Here is an 18,032-nt window from a genome sequence, read left to right as displayed (position 1 = left end):
CAGCCCTCGGCAGTCATGCTGAGGGCTTCGCGACCTCCCTCTTGCAAACGCTCGCTACTCCTCATCCAGGTCAGGGAAACGGCGCTCAATCGACAGCCTGAGACCATCGAGAACAGCTACAAGTCCAGCTGCTGTGAGGGCGAAGGTGATGGCCTCACCGTCCGTGGGTGTATGAGCCCCATGCGCGACGTCGTTTCTTAACCTCTCCAGGTCTTTCAGAACAGGGCCCAGAGTGGGTGGGAGGATCCCAACCTCGATCAACGGTGAGATCAACCGGCCAGCTCCCCAGCCAAGGACCATGTTCGGATTCCGATAGCGACCAAGCAGTGCGCTTGATACGTATTCAACGGTAACGAGTCGTCCGATGGCCTTCTCAACCGTCCCCCAAGCTTGGATCACCGCCCCAGCACCACCGAAGGCACGCAGGTTCTCCACAGATGAGGCGACCGGTGCCCCAGCCCGCTCGTGGTCCAGTGGATCGGATTGGCTCTCAACGGTCGCATCGGCTTGAACGAGAGCTTCTACCTCCGCCTCCACTTTGGCGAGATCCTCGCCGAACGTGACCTTCTGCCCCAGCCCTTCATACGAGATCACTCGTCCGAGCAGCTCAGCGAGCGGCTTGCGGAAGACAAGGATCACCACGAGGACGAGAGCTGGCCATGACAGCAGGTGTCCAATGATCGCCAACGCGAACTGTTGCCACTCCACATACCGATGGTGGCGCGCCGCTTGGCGGTCTATGCCGCAATGTCCTCCACTGTGCTCACACCGTGATCAGGAGGGAGGCGGAAGGTCGGAGGCCGACGAGGACCGCACGCCTCAGAATCATCCTGTTAGCAAGAGCGTTAGCAAAAGGCCCCCCGCGATCATTGCGAAGGGCCTTTGAGCTGGGAGCCGCCTTGGGATTCGAACCCCAGACCCCTTCATTACGAGTACGGGGCAGACGCCTTGTCGATCAGTTCCAGGGTCTCGCGAGCAGCAGGCTCAGGTGATCGCCGTGTGCCCGCGTGAGGCGGCGTTGCTGTACGGGTTGCTGTACAGCACAGCTCATCCCTCGGCGTCGCCAGCAGGCAGGTTGGACTACTGCACGTAGGTTCCCTTGCCGTGAACGCTCCGGATGAGGCCGCGCTCGCGTAGCTCCTTCATCGCACGCCGAACGGTCATCCTGGCTACGCCGTACTGCTCCGCGAGGTCCAGTTCCGAAGGTAGCCGCTGCCCGGGCTTGAGCTCGCCTCGTTCGATCTTTCCGGCGATGTGGTTGGCCACGACCATGTAGACGAGTTCGGGCCCGTCGCTGTCGATCTCTGGATGGTCGCGCTCCTCCGCTGCGCTGCACAACATGGATGCCCTCTGACCTGCAAAAAACACCTAGATGCCTCTACAAGAGTATAGAGAGGTCTGTATTCGATGGTGCCCGACGAGCAGTGCGCACAGCCCGACGACCTCGGCGACTCACCCGAATGGGAGTGCCCGGCCGTGTCCCCGCATCCGGCACGTGCTCGCGCCACCCACACAAGCCTTGCTTGGACAGCGCTTGCGCCTAAGCGGTGCCGCGTCTAGGAGTTCACCTGCGCCTGCCCCGCTGTCTACTACGAGCTGATCGCACACAGCGGCGCCTACCTGATCCACAAGGTCACGCAACTCGACACACCCGTGCACGCCTTCGCCGGCCCTTGGCCCCACGCGGAGGCTCGTCGCTGGTGGTCCCTGCTCATCGTCGGTGACGCTCGATAAGAGCAAGTCCCGACGGACAGCACCCCGCGGATCGGTGGCAAAGATCGACGAAGTCGATCTGCGGCAGCGATCGCCCTAGCCCGAGAGGCGGGAACCGAAGTCAGCGATCGTCACGGCCTTATCACTTCGATGTAAGCCACTTGTCCTGTGCCTTCAACACGGGACAAGTGACCTCCAGATGAGCGAGTGAACCTTCAACTGCCTCCGGAAGAGATCGCCCGCCGTGATCGTCACCCCACTTGGTGACTCACTTGACGTCGCTCCTTATTTCTCTCCAGGCTTGGTCCTGTTCCCGTACGGACCTAGCACCATGGACACGGCACCAACGACAATCGGCGCCTCCCCACCATGTCCAGTCACTATAAGCACCGTTACGAGGGCTGCAACTACGGCAGCTATGACGAGTGGCCCGCTTCCGAGCTGTAGTGTTTGCACTGAGTACTCCTTGACGGATGCTCAAACCCGCCACAGGGAAGCTTGCAGGCACCTGTGGCGGGCCTATTTTGCATGATGCTACCGCCGCATACAGGCGTCAGATGCTGCATCAAGCATTACGAAAAATGCCAGCGCGAGAGATCACCGACCGGTAAATAGCCTGTAGTATTCCGCAGGTCGTCTGCATGCGGGCCTCTTCCAGGCTCCCGACCAAACAATATGCAGGTCACGCGCCTCGTAATCTGCCGCGCAATTCACCTTACGGAACACAGCGTACAGACCGGTCCACATATATAACAATTTCGCAAACGCCTGGCGACTTCATCTGCCCTACATGGCCCCGTCGCGCCGCCGCCAGTGTTACTCCCCACTGATCACCTCGTACGCCGTCAACTCACCGCGTAGCTGCAACTGGCTGGGGACGAAATGTCAAGCTCGGCTTCGCGTGTACGTTCGCCGGTCGCCGTTCTTCGATCATTCGTTGCCCTGCCGTCACAGCCGAGCTTGATATAGAGGAGCCGGCCTGGTGGGCTTGCCTGAGTCGATGGTGTGCGAGGTGAGCAGCCCCCGGCCACATATATCCACGTTCAGAGCCGTGTGGCGATCACCTCGGGGCCGGAGTGCTCCCGCCGGAGGCATGCTTTGACCTCATCGGCTCAGTCCGGGAGTCGACGTCCCTCGTGGTGCCGGTGAACGCTCTGTATGCGCTTCTGCCTGCGTCCGTTGGTGCGGCGGGGTGGCCGGGCGGGACCGGCCCGGAGAGGCCGCACGCCCGCCCGGACCGCCCGGCCGCCCGCCGCCCATCGGGCGGCGGCTTGATGACGTGTAGAGAAGTTGCTTTCGAGGCTGTCCGGGATCGTCAGCTCTCGTTGTCGTGAGGCGCAGCGGTAGTCCAGATGCGTACGAAGCTGGTGAGGTAGACCGTGGCCGTGCCCTGCTCCTCCTTGTGGTGGAGGTGCATGACAGGAGCTTCGGCGGCTGGGGTGGCGTAGGCGTGGAGGTTGACCAGGAGTTCGTTGTCTGCTCGGTAGATGGAGTTGTAGAGGACGGTTCGGTGGAGTCGGATCTCTATGTTGGGGACGTCTTGTAGCCGACGGTAGAGGGTCAGGGCGTTCTTGATGCGGGCGGCCATGACTTCTGGGCCAATGCCCTCGTCGGTGCCGCGTCTGGCGACCTGGGGGCTGTCGGGGTCACCGAGGAGGATACGGGTCTTGACGCCTGCTCGGGCGCGGGCGGTGAGGATGTCGAGGATCTTGCCGTCTTCCGGGAGGAACAGGCCGCTGTAGGTGAGGATGTCGATCTCCTCGGTTGCACCTTGGAAGAGGGCATGCCAGATGCTCTTGGGGACGGCCCAGCGGTGGGGGTAGATGGCCCGGACGTCGCCGGCGAGGGCGAGGTGTTGTTGGGCTACCTGCGGCCAGAGGTCGGCTTCGTGGACCTGGAGGAGGTCGGCGATGGCCCAGCGGTGACGGGGGTAGGGGATGCGGCCCTGGAGCCAGCGGTGGACGGTCTTGGGATCCACGGTGAGGGCTGCCGCGACGTCGGTCGGGGTGATGCGGGCTGCGAGCATCGCGTTGCGCAAGTGGTCGTTCATGGGGACCGCCGCTCCTGTGAGGGAACCGTCGTTGCCTGCGACGTTAACATGAGACGTCCCTAGACGTCCCCTAGTTGCGGTGTAGAGGTTCCTGGTGCCTGGCCAATGCTCGTGGGGCCGGAAGAGCCACCGAAGGGACGGAACACATGCAGAGCGGCCGAGCACAGAGCCTCGCTTATCAGCAGCGTCTGCTGACGGAATTGGGGAACGGGCTACGACCTCGGGGGATCGCGGCCGTCTTGATGGCGGCTGAGGATGGGCGTCCTGAGTTGAGCGTCCAGGATCGGCGCTCTCGGATCCGCAAGGTCTACGTCAACGTCCCGTTCTACTGGTTCTATTGGGGGGATCAGCCTGATGAGCGGACCAGTTGCCTCAATCTGGAGGCCGCCATCGACCGGGTTGAGCAAGTCGCCCGGAACGGCTGGCGCTCGGGTGAGCAGGCCGAGCTGCGCATCGATCTGGGCCTGATCTCCGATGCGTATCGGCGTGCCTGAGGGCATGGCTGTGGACGAATCTCCGTGGCTGACGGGCGGTGCTGTCTACACCCAGATCGCGGAGCGGCTTCGGGCACGGGTCGTTGCCGGCCAGTATCCGGCGGGCGGTTCGCTGCCGTCCGAGGCTGAGTTGTGCGCGGAGTTCCGGGTGGCCAGGAACACGCTCAGGCGTGGCCTGGCCATCCTTGAACAGGAGGGGGTCATCGTCACGGTTCCCTCGAAAGGCCGCGTAGTGCCGGGGCCGCGGGCGGACACCTCGTACCGCTATGAGGTGATCGCCTCTGAGCTTCGCGCTCAGATCGAGAGCGGCGCCCTCGCGGCGAGGGCTGTGTTGCCGAGCGAGAAGGAGCTGCGGCAGCGGTACGTGGCTTCGCGGGATACGGTGCGGCGGGCGCTCGACCTTCTGGAGCGTGAAGGGTTGGTCGTGGTCGAGCATGGGCGGGGCCGATTCGTTCGAGGATGAGACGTCCTGGGACGTCCGCATCTGCCCCTAGATCAGCCCATATGCGGTCTGTCTAAGGTGAACAGCGTGGAGCATGTCGATTGGGCCTATGACCTGGCCAAAGAGCTGCTGGAGACGACTTTGCCTCGCCGCTGGGCTCATACCCAGGGAGTCGCTGAGCGAGCTGCGTCCCTGACGCCACTCCTCAGGGAAGAGGCCGATATTCTGATCGCCGCTGCGCTGTTGCATGACATCGGCTACGCCCCGGACCTGGTCGACACAGGCATGCATCAGCTCGACGGTGCTCGCTACCTGCGCGACGTCGCCGGGGCGGATGGACGGCTGTGCCGCCTGGTGGCCTACCACTCGTGTGCGGACAACGAGGCCCGGCAGCGTGACCTGTTCGATGTGTTGGCCAAGGAATTCGACCAGGAAGCGCCGGACTTGGCGAGGGCGCTCACCTACTGCGACATGACCACCGGTCCGGACGGCCGGCATGTGGACGTCACCGACCGGCTGGCAGAGATCCACTCGCGGTACGGCCCTGAGCATGTAGTCAGCCGGTCGATCACGGACGCCACCCCCTGCATCGTGTCCTCGGTGCGGTCGGTGGAGGCGGCGCTATCCGATGTGCGGCAGGCCGACGCCGGTTAGGTAGTGCTCGATCCGCATGCGCATCGACCGGTCCATCGGCAGTGACGTGATCTCGTTCCGGGGCACCCAGCGGACCTCTCGGGACTCCTCGCTCGGAGTCGGCTCGCCCTCGACCGCGCGGCCGGTCAGGACGATGGAGAACTCCTGTCGGGCCTCGCCGTTGGAGGTGTAGAGGATCACGTGCCGGGGGTCGCTGTAGGTGCCGACCAGGCCGGTGATCTCGCAGGTGATGCCGGTCTCCTCATACGTCTCGCGGATGGCCGCCGCGGGGATGGACTCGCCGAGGTCGATCGCGCCGCCGGGCACTGCCCAGTTGTCGTTGTCGCTGCGGCGAATCATCAAGACGTCCCCGGCCGTGTTGGTGACGATGACGTTCACGGACGGAACCAGACTGTTCGGCTCGGGCGCGTCGGGGTCGTCGTAGAAGTCGATCCGCTTGGCCATGGTCAGGACTCCACCGGGGTCGCTTGGGCCCATACCTTCTCGAAGCTGTCGGCGTAGGTGGTCACCATCTCGCCGCCGGCCACCCTCCGCAGATGCAGTACGGGCGCGTTCCCTGCGCGGGTGCCGTACACATGCATGTTGACCAGATAGTCGCCGTCAGCCTGATAGATCGAGTTGTACAGGATCGTCTGATGAAGGCGGAGCTCGAAGTTCTCCAGAGGCAGGAGCGGCCGGTAGAAGATCAGCGCGCTACGGATCTGCGCGGCCATGCTGTCGCCGACGCCCTCGTCCTCTCCCCGCTGAGCGACTTCGGCGCAGCCTGGGTCACCCAGCAGGACACGGACCCGCACGCCCGCCTGCGCCTTCTCCCCCAACAAGCGGACCATCGCGGCGTCGTCGGCGAGGAACAACCCGCTGTAGACCAGGACGCCGATGTCCTGGGACGCGGCGGTGAACAGACGTCCCCACGCGTCCCGCGGTACGGCCCAGCGGTGCGGATAGATCGCCAGGACCTCGCTCTCGGACGCGGCGACCACCTGCTCGCGCGACAGAGCCTGCGGCCACAAGTACGTCTCGTCCACACCGAGGTACGAAGCTGTGGCAAACCGGTGCTTACGGTACGGCTCGCGCCCCTTGGTGATCCACCGCTCGACGGTCTTGGGATCGACCTCGATCGCCTCAGCCAGGTCCGCGACGCTCACACCCTTCTGCAACAGCGCAGCGCGTAGCCGTTCGTTCGCCATCTCACCTGCTCCGAAGGACGTCCGGGGACCTGGACATCGTAGGCCGGACGTCTTGAACATGTCCCGTCGTGTAGTGATCTCGTCCTAACACTGCGTCGCATCCTCGGTTGCACAACGCCACAACGGCAGCGACCGAAGGAGGAGATGCACCCATGAACAACGAGATCACCATCCCCGCCGAGACGCCCTCGTGCGACTGCGGCAACGCCCTGACCGAGGGGCAGACCCAGTGCTCCAAGTGCCTGGCGCGAAGCCGGTGGGCGCGTAAGGAGCGAGCCCGGAACCGGCGCAACCGGCGACGGACGGAGACCAGGCGTCCCCCGCGCGGCCCCCGCAGCGCGTTCGCGATGGGGGTGAGCTGGACGTGAGCTGGCTTCCGCTGATCATCGCCGCTCTGTTGAGCACGACCCTGCTCGTCGGCTACGTCATGGTCCTGGTCGGCATCCGCCGCCAGGACAAGGCCCTGAGCCTGCGCCGGCACCCCGGTGGGGCCTCGGCCTCGCTGGCTCGGAAAGTCACCGGCTGCTACGTCCGGGACGGCGTGACGTGGACGTAGCCAACTGCTCCTCGACCTTCGCGAGGCGTACCGACAAGTCCCGCACGGCGGCGCGCAGCTCGGCCACGTCGGCCTGCTCGTCGTCGGCGGGGCGCTCCTCCGCATCCCGGACGAACACGCCCTTGCCCTGCTGGCCGATCACCAGCCCCTCGTTGCGCAGGATGCCGACGGCCATCTTCACCACGCTCAGCGAGGCGTCGTACCGCTCGGCGAGTTGCGCGGTGGACGGCAGCGGGGCACCGGGCGCGAGAGAGCCGCCGTTGATCTGCGCGCGGAGATCGTCGGCGATCTGGAGGTAGCCGGGACGCCCGGTGTTCTTGACCATCGCCGTCCATCACACCACGAAACATCGACCAAGCCAACCGAGAGGACGTTGACAACCAAGCCAACTAGGTTAACTATGTTGGTGAACGACGAAAGAGGAGGTCACAGCCCATGCGTTCCATCCCGATTCCTGTGGATGTCGGCAAGCTCGCCATCACCTGCGTCAAGGCACCGCGCCCGCGGGTGCTCAACAGGGACACCGGCGAGATCAAGACCGACAAGAACGGCAACACCGTCTACGAGGTCACCGTCTCCGTCGAGGACGAGTTCGGCCGGATCGAACTTGTCAAGATCGGCATTACCGGCGAACCGCCCATCAGCGTCGGCGACCAGGTCAACGCCGTCGGCCTGCTCGGCTACGTCTGGGAGATCGCCGGCCGATGGGGGATCGCCTACCGCGCCTCGGCGCTGCTCCCCGCCAGGGAGGCCACCAATGCCTGACGCGCCGTACCTGCTCGCAGCCCTGGCCGCCGTCGCGGCCGGGCTGTGGGCCTGGCGCCGCTACCACTACCCGTCCTTCTGGCTCGTGCTCGGCTTCCCGCTCGTCGGCCTGTTGGTACGGGCTTCGTGGCGGCGGGTCGCCCTCGGCTGCGGGCTGACCAAGAAGCGGCAGCGCTTCTGGTTCACCACCGTCCCCGGCTTGGTCGCCTCGACGGGCATCGTCCGTGTCCGGCGCAGGTGGCAGCGCATCGCCGTGGACACCAAGCCGTTCATGTGGCTGCCGCTGCCGACTCGGCACGGCTGGCGCGTCACCCTGCACACCCTGGAAGGTCAGACGCCCGGTGACTACACCGACGTCGCAGAACGGCTCGCGCACTCCTGGGGCGTCCACGCCATCCGCGTCTCATCACCGGGTCCGGGCCGCGTCGTCCTCATGGCCACCATGCGCGACCCGCTGGTCAAGGTCGACGAGCTTCCGCCTTCGCCTGAACTGCTCAAGGTCACCGTGGGGCGGCTGGAGACCGGCAAGCCCTGGACCATCGACTTCCGAACCGTGCCGCACTGGCTGAACGCGGGCGCGACTCAGTCCGGCAAGTCGAACCTCGCCAATGCCCTGATCGTCGGGCTGGCTCCACAACCCGTGGCCCTGGTCGGCTTCGACCTCAAAGGCGGGGTGGAGTTCACGCCCTACAGGCCACGCCTGTCCGCGCTGGCCACCTCGCGCGCCGAGTCCGGTGGGCTGCTGGATGACCTGGTCGGCCTGATGGTCGATCGCATGGGGCTGTGCCGTCAGGCCGGCGCCCGCAACATCTGGCAGCTCCCGCCCGGCGTGCGACCGGTCCCAGTCGTGGCCCTGGTCGACGAGCTGGCCGAGCTGTACCTGATGGCCGACAAGTCGGAGAAGGACGAGATCGCCAAGACCTCGACGGCCCTGCTGCGGGTCGCTCAGCTCGGACGAGCGTTCGGCATCTACCTGTTCTGCTGCGGCCAGCGCATCGGCTCCGATCTCGGCCCCGGCGTCACCGCTCTCCGCGCCCAATGCTCCGGGCGGATTTGCCACCGCGTCAACGATCCCGAGACCGCCACCATGACGCTCGGAGACCTCGACCCGGCGGCCCTTGCCTCAGCTCGTGCCATCCCCGCCAATACGCCTGGCGTCGCCATCGTCGCCGGTCAGGACGGCCAGTGGTACCGCGCCCGCTCCTACTACGTCACCGAGCAAGCCGCCGAACACGCCGCCCGTACTCACGCCCACCTCGCCCCGGCCTGGGACGAGATCACCGCTCACCTGCCCGAACCTATCAACGCCTGAACCACGAAGGGAGGAACGATGCGACGCTTCGCCTGCTGGCTGCTCGACACCGGCCCGGTCCTCGTCCTGGCCGCCATCGCGGGTGCCGGATCGTTCACCCACATCCGCGACACCGCCACCGAGCACGGCCAGACCGGCTGGATGTCCTGGGCGATCGCCGTCTGCATCGACCTGACCTGCGTCATGGCCGCCCGCGAACGCCAACGCGACAAGAGGACCGGCAACCGCCGGCGGGGGCGGCTCTCGTGGCCCGTCCTCGTCCTGACCGGCGGCATCGTCCTGTCTCTGGCCGCGAACCTCGCCCAAGCCGACCCGACCGCCTGGGGCTGGATCACCGCCGCCACCCCGGCCGCCGCCTTCCTCATCGCCGTCTCGATGCTGGAACGCCGCGCCACCCGCCCGGAACCGTCCACTGCCGTGGCGTCCTCGCCCGTCCCGGCTTCGTCCTCGGCTCCGCAACTCGTCCCGTCCCATGCGCAGGACGAGGACGACGAGCGGGACAGCGACCTCGCGCCCGCCCTGATCGACTACGCCCGCCGTGTGGCCGACGAACACCACACCCGGCACGGCAAGCCCATCACCCGAGACGCCCTACGCGCCCACCTGGGCGTGTCCAACCAACTCGCCTCCGACTTGCTGCGCACCCTGCGCACCGCCTGAAGGGAGAACCGACCCATGACCAACGACCGCCGCATCGCCCTCATCAACGGCCTGGTCGACCTGGCCGCCTTCCTCGAAGCCCAGCCCGACGTACCTGTCTCCTCCAGCGTCACCGTCCACCACTTCACCGACCAGGCCAGCGACGCCGACCAGCGCGCCGAGATCGACCAGATCGCCGCCCTCGTCGGCTCGGACATCGACTACGAGGACTCGCCGTACGGCCACTACGCCACCTCGCGCCTGTTCGGCCCGGTGGAATACCGCGCCGTCGCGATCCTGGCCGCCGCCCGCGCCCGCCACGCCGCCGAAGCCAGCTACCGCGGCTGCATCCAACCTGACCCCACGCCTGCCACCTGATCAGAAGAGGACCCGACCATGCGCATCCGCATCGACGGCACCCGAGCCGAGATCGTCGACGCTCTGTTTCGCCTACGCCTGCACTTCACCGTCATCGGCGTCTCACGCGCCTACCCCAACCGCACTCACCCGCATCACTGGCGCATCTACCTCACCACCGCCCGCGACAGGAAGTGACCAGATGGACGAGGTGATCCACTACCGCTGCTGCACCTGCAACGGCACCGGAATCGACTCTGACGACGCCCGCTGCCTCGACTGCGACGGCAACGGCATCGACAACCACGGCGCATAACGCGCAGCGCCCTCGGCCTGGCCGCACATCCGCCAAGACGACTGCCAGGTCGAGGGCCATCCCTTCACCCGAACGAGCGAAAGGAGGTCTTTATCTTGCCCACAACCCACGCCACCGCGCACGCCAAAGCGGGCATGATCGCCCGACTCAACCACCCCGACTACGACCGCTGGGCCAACCAGATCAAGCGCACCGGCGGCTGCCGCCAGCCCATCCATCTACGCGGCAAGGTCGACCACTACGACCGCGCCACCGGCCAGCTCCTGCACCGCTACACCACCCGCACCGAGCCCGACGGCATCCTGCGCGTCCCGTGCAAGACCCGCCGCGCCTCCCGCTGCCCGTCCTGCGCCGAGACCTACCGCGCCGACACCTACCACCTCATCCGCGCCGGCCTCGTCGGCGGCAAGGGCGTCCCCGAGACCGTCACCACCCACCCCACTCTGTTCATCACCCTGACCGCCCCGTCCTTCGGCCCGGTCCACACCCGCCGCGAACACCACGGCAAGATCCAGCCCTGCCACGCCCGCCGCAACGCCACCACTTGCCCACACGGCCAAGTCATGTCCTGCACCCAACGCCACAGCAAGGACGACCCGCGCCTGGGCGAACCGCTGTGCCCTGACTGCTACGACTACGCCGGGTCCGTCCTGTTCAACGCCCTGGCCCCGCTGCTGTGGAAGCGCTTCGCCGACTCCGTACGCCGCCACCTCGCCAAACTCGGCGGCCTCCTCCTCAAAGACCTCCGCCACCACCTCACCCTCTCCTTCGCCAAGGTCGCCGAATACCAGCGCCGCGGCGTCGTCCACCTCCACGCCGTCATCCGCCTCGACGGCCCCGGTGGCCCTGACGCACCACCGCCCGCCTGGGCCACCACCGACACCCTCACCCAAGCCATCCAACACGCCGCCAAAGCCGTCACCGCCAAAGCTTCCGCCTACGCCGACCAGCCCGAACGAGTCCTGCGCTGGGGCACCCAACTCGACATCCGCCCCATCACCCTGAACGGCGACCTCACTGACCAAGCCGTCGCCGGCTACATCGCCAAGTACGCCACCAAAGCCGCCGAATGCGTCGGCACCCTGGACCGCCGCATCAACCCCCTCGACGACCTGACCCTGTACAACCTCCGTGATCACGCCCGCCGCCTCATCACCACCTGCATGGCACTCGGGACCGAACCCGACCTCGCCGACCTCCGCCTCGCCGACTGGGCCCACATGCTCGGCTTCCGCGGCCACTTCTCCACCCGCTCCCGCCGCTACTCCACCACGCTCGGCGACATCCGAGCCGACCGCGAACACCACGCCCGAGAAAACGAGATCACCACCAGCTGCCTCCCGCTCTTCGCCGAAGACGCAGTCCTCGTGATCAGCGAATGGGAGTACGCAGGCAAGGGCCACTCGCTAGGCGATCAACTCCTCGTCGCCGCCATCACCGGAGGGTGCATATGAGCACTCTCACCAAGCTCTGGACTGTGCAGGACGTAGCCACCTTCCTCGGCGTTCCGATCGCCACGCTCTACCAATGGCGACACCACCGCACAGGCCCCAAAGGCCACAGGATCGGCCGCCATCTGCGCTACGTGCCCGAGGACGTCATGTCCTGGGTCCAGGACCAGGAGTAAGCCATGGCCTTCGTCAAGGACCTGTGGACCAAGACGGTGCGCGACCAGGACGGCAAACCCCGAAAGGTCAGGACCACCCGGTACGGCAAGGGCAAGCGCTGGCTCGCCGTCTGGGTGGACCCCGAAGGCAAGGAGTGCTCGGCCGCCTATGACCGCAAGGCCGACGCCGAGCGCAAGATCGCGACCATGGGCGCCGACATCGCCCGCGGCGACTACATCGACCCGAACGCCGGCAAGGTGCTCTTCGGCGACCTCGCCGAACGCTGGCTCGCCTCCCGCATCGTGGACCCCTCAACCAAGATCCGCTATGAGTACGTCCACCGCCTGCACGTAGCGCCGACGTTCGCCAAGCGGCAGGTGAAAAGCATCAAGCCATCACAGATCCAGACGTGGATCAGTGACCTGATCAGCCGTTTTGAAGCCTCGACCGTGCAGACGGCCTTCCTGGTCCTCCGGGGCATCCTCGATCTCGCTGTGGCAGACGAGGCACTCAAGCGCAGTCCCGCCAAGTCTCCCATCGTCCAGGTGCCGAAGCGCGCCACCGAAGAGATCACAGCGTGGTCGGACGAACGGGTCCACGCCCTGATCGACGCTCACCCCGCCCTCTTCCGTCTGCTTCCGATGCTCGGGGCCGCGTGCGGGTTGCGGCAGGGTGAACTGTTCGGCCTGGCCCTCGAAGACATCGACTTCGAGGAGGGTCTTGTTCGCATACGAAGGCAGATCAAGAAGCTGGGAGCCGACCACGTCTTCGCCCTGCCGAAGAACAATCGTGAGAGGGTCGTGCCGCTGCCGGAGTGGGCCGCGGAAGCCATCAAGCGGCACATCTCGGCATATCCCCCGCTAACCTGCTTCCTGCCCTGGGAGAGGGTGGACGGCAAGCTTCGCACGCACAACCTGCTGTTCCGCTGGACCGACGACCGCTTCATTAAGGCCAGGAGCTACAGCGAAACCGTCTGGAAGCCCGCCCTCGTGACGGCGCGCGTGATCCCGCCGCCAGCCAGAGACCCTCGCCAGCGTAGCCGCTACGCCACCTCCCGGAAGGAGGGGGTTCACCAGCTCCGGCACTACTACGCCAGCGTCATGCTGGCTGGCGGTGTCTCGGTCAAGGAACTCGCTGAGTACCTCGGGCACGCCGACCCTGGCTTCACTCTCCGCGTGTACGCCCACATGATGCCCGGCTCCCACGACCGCGCACGAAAGGCCATCGATGATCGGTTTTCCCACGTCCGCGTTGTCTCCGGCAATCAGGAAACCGAAGGAAGCCCGAAGGACATCACCAGTTGCCTTTAACGCTTATGCCGCGAGGTACGGCTTGGGGGCATTGAGGCTTTCCAGCCCGACCATGCCGCCTCAGAACATAGCCGAGGAAGGCCGATCATTCAGCTGGCTTAACAAGAATCGTCGTCGCAGGATCCACATCATCGGCCCAAGCCAATGTGGGCAGATCGGCGCCGGACAGTCCCGCGAGTTGGAGTGCCGCTTGGGCCGATAGGTGGGAAGAGTTGATGGATTGCCCGTTCGCGACGGCGGCATAGAACTGGGCGGCGTATGTAATGGCGTCGCCGTCATCAACCTCGTCCGCCATCCCGATCGCGAAGGGGGTGACTTCCTCTACGAGGCGATCGATCTGGGCAGCAGAGTTGCACGAGTTCAAGAGCACCAGCAGCGGAGGATCGTCCGTAGCCTTTACCGCGGCAGCGAAGGCGCGCGCGCTGACTACGACTCCATCATGGCGCTCATCGCGTTCATCCTCGAACTCAATGAGGTCATCGTCACTGTGACCAGAGAAGTGGACAACATGGGGGCGGAAGCCGGTGATTCCGTCGAGAAGATCAGCGGTCGTCGCGGCCGGCCGCACATCAAGCTCGATGAGGTCCCGGTGCAGTGCAGAGTTGACAGCACTACGGATGCGCTTCTGCTCCCGGCCGACGCGCAGGTCCCCCCGAGATGCGGCCCCCAAGATCAAAACGCGAAGCTTCTCAGGCTTGGGCGCCCGTAGTTCTCGGATGGCTCTTTGCATGATCGACTCCGTGTGGCTGATCCGATGTTGGAGGGATGCGCTCTCAGCTGCACGCTGACGCTGCGCTTGCTGCTGCTCGCGCTGACGCTTGCGCTCAGCCGCGTCGCGCTCGGCTTGCTCAGCCGTGGCGAGCTTGCCTTGCAAGCTGGCCTCCTCTTTGGCGTAACCAACCGCCTTGCCCCCCCAACGGCCCGCCTCCTTACCAGCTGTGGCCGCGTCCTTGTCGAAGCGTTCAGCCTCGCGGAGCTTACTGGTCATCATGCTGCTACTCCCGGCCTTGGCTGCTGCCGTACGTGCCTTGGCCGCCGCCGTGCGTTTCGCGGTCTCCTTACTTCGGTACTCCCCAGCCTTCTTCTCCGCCTCGATGCGCTGTTTGCGTTTGCGCTCCAGTTGGCTTCGGTACTGATTCGCGCTCATTGCCGACCCCCTCGTCAGCTCGCGGTCACAACCATGTCGCAGCAGAGACTACAGAGACCTACCGACACTTCACTCTTAGTCGGATCTCTTGCACGCGAGCTCCCACGGAACGGCCACGGAACGTGGCCCTCTTAGGAATGTCGAGCCTCACATAAGGAACCCTGCTTCCCAGAGGATGGGAGCAGGGTTCTCGCAGGTCAACGCCTACTTGAGGAGCTGGCGGGCCATCACCATGCGCTGGATCTGATTCGTGCCCTCGTAGATTTGGGTGATCTTGGCGTCGCGCATCATGCGTTCCACCGGGAAGTCCTTCGTGTACCCGTATCCGCCCAGGAGTTGCACCGCGTCCGTGGTGATCTCCATGGCGGCGTCCGAGGCGGCGCACTTGGCGGCGCTCGACAGGAAGGTCAGGTCCTTCTGCGGCCGGCCGTGCATGGCCAGTTCGCTCTTGGCGGCGGCGCGGTAGGTCAGCTGCCTGGCGGCCTCCAGCTTCATCGCCATGTCGGCGATCATGAACTGCAAACCCTGGAAGTCGCCGATCGGGCGGCCGAACTGCTTGCGTTCCTTCACGTAGCCGATCGCGTAGTCCAGGGCGCCCTGGGCGATGCCCAGTGCCTGGGCGGCGATGGTGACGCGGGTGTGGTCGAGGGTGGCGAGGGCCGTCTTGAAGCCGGTGCCGGGCTCGCCGATCATGCGGGACGCCGGGATGCGGACGTTCTCCAGGATCACCTGGCGGGTCGGCGAGGCCTTGATGCCGAGCTTCTTCTCCTTCGGCCCGAAGGAGACCCCTTCGTCGGACTTCTCCACCACGAAGGCGGAGATGCCCCGGGCGCCCGCGGACGGGTCCGTCACGGCCATCAGCGTGTAGTACTCGGAGACGCCGGCGTTGGTGATCCACATCTTGGTGCCGTTGAGCACGTAGTGGTCGCCGTCGAGAACGGCGCGGGTCTTCATGGCGGCGGCGTCGGAGCCCGCCTCCGGCTCGGACAGCGCGTACGAGAACATGGCCTCGCCCCTCGCCACCGGCTTCAGGTAACGCTGCTTGAGCTCCTCGGACGCCGAGAGCAGGAGCGGCACGGTGCCCAGCTTGTTGACCGCCGGGATGAGCGAGGACGACGCGCAGGCCCGCGCGACCTCCTCGATGACGATCACCGCGGCCAGCGCGTCAGCCCCTGCGCCCCCGTACTCCTCGGGAACGTGTACGGCGTGCAGGTCGGCGGCGACGAGGGCCTTGTAGACGTCCCAGGGGAACTCTTCGGACTCGTCGGCCGCCGCCGCCTGCGGCGCGATCTTCTCGTCGGCCAGGGCGCGGACCGTCTCCCTGAGCATGTCGTGCTCTTCGGCGGGCGCATAGAGAGGGAAGCTCATGCATAGATACTAGGACGTCCGAGCACTTTGTTACCAGCTAGTACGGTTTGCGAACAGGTGCAGGTGGCACGAAGGAGGTAGCGAAGGCCGGTAGCATGCCTGGCGATCGAAAGGAGCTCGCTCGTGCCATATCGCCTCACGGTGATCGGGACCGGATACCTGGGCATCACGCATGCGTCCTGCATGGCTGATCTCGGATTCGAAGTCCTTGGCCTCGACATTGACGCGGACAAGATCCGCCGGCTGAACAACGGTGAGCTCCCCATTCACGAGCCCGGGCTGGAACCCGTGCTCCGCCGTGGGCTCGACTCCGGACGTCTTCGCTTCACCAGCTCCTACGAAGAGGTCGCCGCCTTCGGTGACGTGCACTTCGTCTGCGTCGGCACGCCCCAGAAGAAGGGCGAGTACGCCGCGGACGTGTCGTACATGGAAAACGCCATCGAATCGCTCGCGCCGCTCCTCGACCGCGAGTGCCTGGTCGTGGGCAAGTCCACCGTGCCGGTCGGCACCGCCGAGCGCATGGCCGACAAGCTCGCCCGCCTGGCCCCCGCGGGTGTCGGCGTCGAGCTGGCGTGGAACCCGGAGTTCCTGCGCGAGGGCTTCGCGGTCGAGGACACCCTCCACCCCGACCGCATCGTGCTCGGCGTGCGCTCGGAACGGGCCGAGAAGGTGCTGCGCGACGTGTACGCGCCGCTCGGGGAGGTCCCGTTCGTGGTGACCGACTTCGCGACGTCCGAGCTGGTCAAGACGGCGGCCAACGCCTTCCTCGCCACCAAGATCTCCTTCATCAACGCCATGGCCGAGGTCTGCGAGGCCGCGCACGCCGACGTCAAGCAGCTCTCCGAGGCGCTCTCCTACGACGACCGCATCGGCGGGCGCTTCCTCAACGCCGGGCTCGGCTTCGGCGGCGGCTGCCTGCCCAAGGACATCAGGGCCTTCATGGCCCGGGCCGGCGAGCTGGGGGCCGACCAGGCGCTGACGTTCCTGCGCGAGGTCGACGCGATCAACATGCGCCGGCGTGCCCGCATGGTCGACCTGGCCAGGGAGCTGGCGGGCGGCTCGTTCCACGGGTGCACGGTCGGCGTGCTGGGCGCGGCCTTCAAGCCGAACTCGGACGACATTCGCGACTCCCCCGCCCTTGACGTCGCCGTGACGATCGGCCACCAGGGCGGACAGGTCACCGTCTACGACCCGATCGCGCTCGACAACGCTCGTAAGGCTCATCCGGAGCTGAACTACGGCGAGTCGGCCGTCGACGCGGTCCGTGGAGCGCACGTGGTGCTGCTGCTGACGGAGTGGAAAGAGTTCCTGGAGCTCGATCCGGAGGAACTGGGCGCGGTGGTCGCGACCCGGCGCATCGTCGACGGCCGCAACGCGCTCAACGCCGAGGTGTGGCGCTCGGCCGGCTGGCACTACCGGGCACTCGGCCGCCCGTAGCCCCTGCGCCCGCCCGCCCGCCGCAGCTCACCGGGTGCCCGGAGAAGGACCTCCCGGCACCCGCAAAAGACACCCGGGTGCCCGGAGACAAGACCTCCCGACACCCGCGGAAACACCCCCGGGCGCCCGAAGACAAGACCTCCTGGGCGCCCGTCCTGAAAGGGCCTGTACGGCTCTGAGCTGCATGCTCAGAGCTCAGCGGCCTCCGCGCGCAGCTTCTCACCCTTGGCGTACGCCTGCTCCTTGAGACGCCCCTGGAACTCCTCCATGCGCTCACGCAGCCCGGCGTCGGAGGCCCCGAGGATGCGTACGGCCAGCAGCCCCGCGTTACGCGCGCCCCCGACCGCGACCGTGGCCACCGGCACCCCGGCCGGCATCTGGACGATCGACAGCAGCGAGTCCATCCCGTCGAGGTACTTCAGCGGCACCGGCACCCCGATCACCGGCAGCGGCGTCACCGAGGCCAGCATGCCCGGCAGGTGTGCCGCGCCGCCGGCGCCCGCGATGATCACCCGGATGCCGCGGGAGGCCGCCTGCCGCCCGTACTCGATCATCTCGACCGGCATGCGGTGGGCCGAGACGACGTCCGCCTCGAACGGCACCCCGAACTCCGCCACGGCCTCGGCCGCGGCCTTCATCACGGGCCAGTCGGAATCCGACCCCATGACGATCCCGATG

General features: G+C 66.3%; 23 protein-coding genes. 14 read left to right on the top strand and 9 right to left on the bottom strand.

All coding sequences use genetic code 11. From position 1 onward, the window contains the following. Nucleotides 1–54: 54 nt before the first annotated feature. The 3 genes from ACWCSU_RS01785 to ACWCSU_RS01775 all read right to left on the bottom strand — a co-directional run bounded on the left by ACWCSU_RS01785 (nt 55) and on the right by ACWCSU_RS01775 (nt 3,763). The gene (locus ACWCSU_RS01785; protein ID WP_449932881.1) at nt 55–708 is read right to left on the bottom strand and encodes a hypothetical protein; all 654 of its coding nucleotides are present in this window, start codon (nt 706–708) and stop codon (nt 55–57) included. A gap of 372 nt (nt 709–1,080) precedes the next feature. Further along, nucleotides 1,081–1,341 carry a GntR family transcriptional regulator gene (locus tag ACWCSU_RS01780; RefSeq protein WP_449932879.1) on the bottom strand — a complete coding sequence of 87 codons (261 nt, stop codon included), beginning with the start codon at nt 1,339–1,341 and terminating at the stop codon, nt 1,081–1,083. Between the two features lie 1,687 nt (nt 1,342–3,028). Continuing rightward, on the bottom strand, nt 3,029–3,763 hold the full coding sequence (locus ACWCSU_RS01775; RefSeq protein WP_449932877.1) for an XRE family transcriptional regulator: 735 nt from the start codon (nt 3,761–3,763) through the stop codon (nt 3,029–3,031). A 146-nt stretch (nt 3,764–3,909) separates the two neighbouring features. Between ACWCSU_RS01775 and ACWCSU_RS01770 the strand changes: the two genes are divergently transcribed. From ACWCSU_RS01770 to ACWCSU_RS01760, 3 genes are all read left to right on the top strand, one after another. Continuing rightward, the gene (locus ACWCSU_RS01770; RefSeq protein ID WP_449932875.1) at nt 3,910–4,257 is read left to right on the top strand and encodes a hypothetical protein; all 348 of its coding nucleotides are present in this window, start codon (nt 3,910–3,912) and stop codon (nt 4,255–4,257) included. After that, the gene (locus ACWCSU_RS01765; protein WP_449932873.1) at nt 4,238–4,720 is read left to right on the top strand and encodes a GntR family transcriptional regulator; all 483 of its coding nucleotides are present in this window, start codon (nt 4,238–4,240) and stop codon (nt 4,718–4,720) included. Before ACWCSU_RS01770 ends, ACWCSU_RS01765 begins: the two co-directional genes overlap by 20 nt. A gap of 66 nt (nt 4,721–4,786) precedes the next feature. Then, complete coding sequence (locus tag ACWCSU_RS01760; protein ID WP_449932871.1) at nt 4,787–5,353, top strand: HD domain-containing protein; 567 nt, start codon at nt 4,787–4,789, stop codon at nt 5,351–5,353. Here the strand turns inward: ACWCSU_RS01760 and ACWCSU_RS01755 are convergent. Together ACWCSU_RS01755 and ACWCSU_RS01750 are read right to left on the bottom strand one after the other, a co-directional pair. Continuing rightward, nucleotides 5,321–5,797 (bottom strand): NUDIX hydrolase, encoded by a 477-nt coding sequence (locus ACWCSU_RS01755; RefSeq protein ID WP_357970100.1) that lies wholly within the window; start codon nt 5,795–5,797, stop codon nt 5,321–5,323. The genes ACWCSU_RS01760 and ACWCSU_RS01755 overlap by 33 nt on opposite strands. Nucleotides 5,798–5,799: 2 nt before the next feature. Further along, nucleotides 5,800–6,540 carry a helix-turn-helix domain-containing protein gene (locus tag ACWCSU_RS01750; RefSeq protein WP_397036179.1) on the bottom strand — a complete coding sequence of 247 codons (741 nt, stop codon included), beginning with the start codon at nt 6,538–6,540 and terminating at the stop codon, nt 5,800–5,802. A 152-nt stretch (nt 6,541–6,692) separates the two neighbouring features. Here ACWCSU_RS01750 and ACWCSU_RS01745 point away from each other — a divergent pair, with 152 nt between their 5' ends. Together ACWCSU_RS01745 and ACWCSU_RS01740 are read left to right on the top strand one after the other, a co-directional pair. Then, nucleotides 6,693–6,908 (top strand): hypothetical protein, encoded by a 216-nt coding sequence (locus ACWCSU_RS01745; protein WP_449932868.1) that lies wholly within the window; start codon nt 6,693–6,695, stop codon nt 6,906–6,908. After that, on the top strand, nt 6,905–7,096 hold the full coding sequence (locus ACWCSU_RS01740) for a hypothetical protein (protein ID WP_357970093.1): 192 nt from the start codon (nt 6,905–6,907) through the stop codon (nt 7,094–7,096). Before ACWCSU_RS01745 ends, ACWCSU_RS01740 begins: the two co-directional genes overlap by 4 nt. On the opposite strand, the gene ACWCSU_RS01735 is transcribed toward ACWCSU_RS01740, so the two are convergent. Further along, the gene (locus ACWCSU_RS01735) at nt 7,056–7,421 is read right to left on the bottom strand and encodes a GntR family transcriptional regulator (RefSeq protein ID WP_449932865.1); all 366 of its coding nucleotides are present in this window, start codon (nt 7,419–7,421) and stop codon (nt 7,056–7,058) included. The genes ACWCSU_RS01740 and ACWCSU_RS01735 overlap by 41 nt on opposite strands. A 110-nt stretch (nt 7,422–7,531) precedes the next feature. On the opposite strand from ACWCSU_RS01735, the gene ACWCSU_RS01730 reads away from it, so the two are divergent. The 8 genes from ACWCSU_RS01730 (at nt 7,532) to ACWCSU_RS01695 (ending at nt 13,402) form a co-directional block, all read left to right on the top strand. Beyond that, on the top strand, nt 7,532–7,861 hold the full coding sequence (locus tag ACWCSU_RS01730) for an SCO3933 family regulatory protein (protein ID WP_449932863.1): 330 nt from the start codon (nt 7,532–7,534) through the stop codon (nt 7,859–7,861). Further along, nucleotides 7,854–9,173 carry an FtsK/SpoIIIE domain-containing protein gene (locus ACWCSU_RS01725; RefSeq protein WP_449932861.1) on the top strand — a complete coding sequence of 440 codons (1,320 nt, stop codon included), beginning with the start codon at nt 7,854–7,856 and terminating at the stop codon, nt 9,171–9,173. The genes ACWCSU_RS01730 and ACWCSU_RS01725 overlap by 8 nt, the downstream gene beginning before the upstream one ends. An 18-nt stretch (nt 9,174–9,191) precedes the next feature. After that, nucleotides 9,192–9,833 (top strand): DUF2637 domain-containing protein, encoded by a 642-nt coding sequence (locus ACWCSU_RS01720; RefSeq protein ID WP_449932859.1) that lies wholly within the window; start codon nt 9,192–9,194, stop codon nt 9,831–9,833. 15 nt (nt 9,834–9,848) lie between these two features. After that, nucleotides 9,849–10,190 carry a hypothetical protein gene (locus tag ACWCSU_RS01715; RefSeq protein ID WP_449932857.1) on the top strand — a complete coding sequence of 114 codons (342 nt, stop codon included), beginning with the start codon at nt 9,849–9,851 and terminating at the stop codon, nt 10,188–10,190. Nucleotides 10,191–10,208: 18 nt separating this feature from the next. Then, on the top strand, nt 10,209–10,367 hold the full coding sequence (locus ACWCSU_RS01710; RefSeq protein ID WP_449932855.1) for a hypothetical protein: 159 nt from the start codon (nt 10,209–10,211) through the stop codon (nt 10,365–10,367). A gap of 252 nt (nt 10,368–10,619) precedes the next feature. After that, a complete protein-coding gene (locus ACWCSU_RS01705) occupies nt 10,620–11,939 on the top strand; it encodes a replication initiator (protein WP_449933712.1) in 1,320 nt (439 codons plus the stop codon). Beyond that, on the top strand, nt 11,936–12,112 hold the full coding sequence (locus ACWCSU_RS01700) for a helix-turn-helix transcriptional regulator (RefSeq protein ID WP_449932853.1): 177 nt from the start codon (nt 11,936–11,938) through the stop codon (nt 12,110–12,112). The genes ACWCSU_RS01705 and ACWCSU_RS01700 overlap by 4 nt, the downstream gene beginning before the upstream one ends. A 3-nt stretch (nt 12,113–12,115) precedes the next feature. Beyond that, nucleotides 12,116–13,402: a tyrosine-type recombinase/integrase gene (locus ACWCSU_RS01695; RefSeq protein ID WP_449932851.1), complete on the top strand. Its 1,287-nt coding sequence runs from the start codon at nt 12,116–12,118 to the stop codon at nt 13,400–13,402. Nucleotides 13,403–13,487: 85 nt separating this feature from the next. On the opposite strand, the gene ACWCSU_RS01690 is transcribed toward ACWCSU_RS01695, so the two are convergent. Together ACWCSU_RS01690 and ACWCSU_RS01685 are read right to left on the bottom strand one after the other, a co-directional pair. After that, on the bottom strand, nt 13,488–14,549 hold the full coding sequence (locus tag ACWCSU_RS01690; protein ID WP_449932849.1) for a hypothetical protein: 1,062 nt from the start codon (nt 14,547–14,549) through the stop codon (nt 13,488–13,490). A gap of 204 nt (nt 14,550–14,753) precedes the next feature. Beyond that, nucleotides 14,754–15,917 carry an acyl-CoA dehydrogenase family protein gene (locus ACWCSU_RS01685; protein ID WP_357702614.1) on the bottom strand — a complete coding sequence of 388 codons (1,164 nt, stop codon included), beginning with the start codon at nt 15,915–15,917 and terminating at the stop codon, nt 14,754–14,756. 123 nt (nt 15,918–16,040) lie between these two features. Here ACWCSU_RS01685 and ACWCSU_RS01680 point away from each other — a divergent pair, with 123 nt between their 5' ends. After that, nucleotides 16,041–17,354 carry a UDP-glucose dehydrogenase family protein gene (locus ACWCSU_RS01680; protein WP_357702612.1) on the top strand — a complete coding sequence of 438 codons (1,314 nt, stop codon included), beginning with the start codon at nt 16,041–16,043 and terminating at the stop codon, nt 17,352–17,354. A gap of 188 nt (nt 17,355–17,542) precedes the next feature. Here ACWCSU_RS01680 and purE read toward each other — a convergent pair whose 3' ends face one another. Beyond that, on the bottom strand, nt 17,543–18,019 hold the full coding sequence (purE, locus tag ACWCSU_RS01675) for a 5-(carboxyamino)imidazole ribonucleotide mutase (RefSeq protein ID WP_357702729.1): 477 nt from the start codon (nt 18,017–18,019) through the stop codon (nt 17,543–17,545). Between the last annotated feature and the right edge of the window lie 13 nt (nt 18,020–18,032).

It is taken from the genome of Nonomuraea sp. NPDC001699 (assembly GCF_053596455.1).
This window is presented reverse-complemented; position numbering and strand designations above follow the sequence as displayed.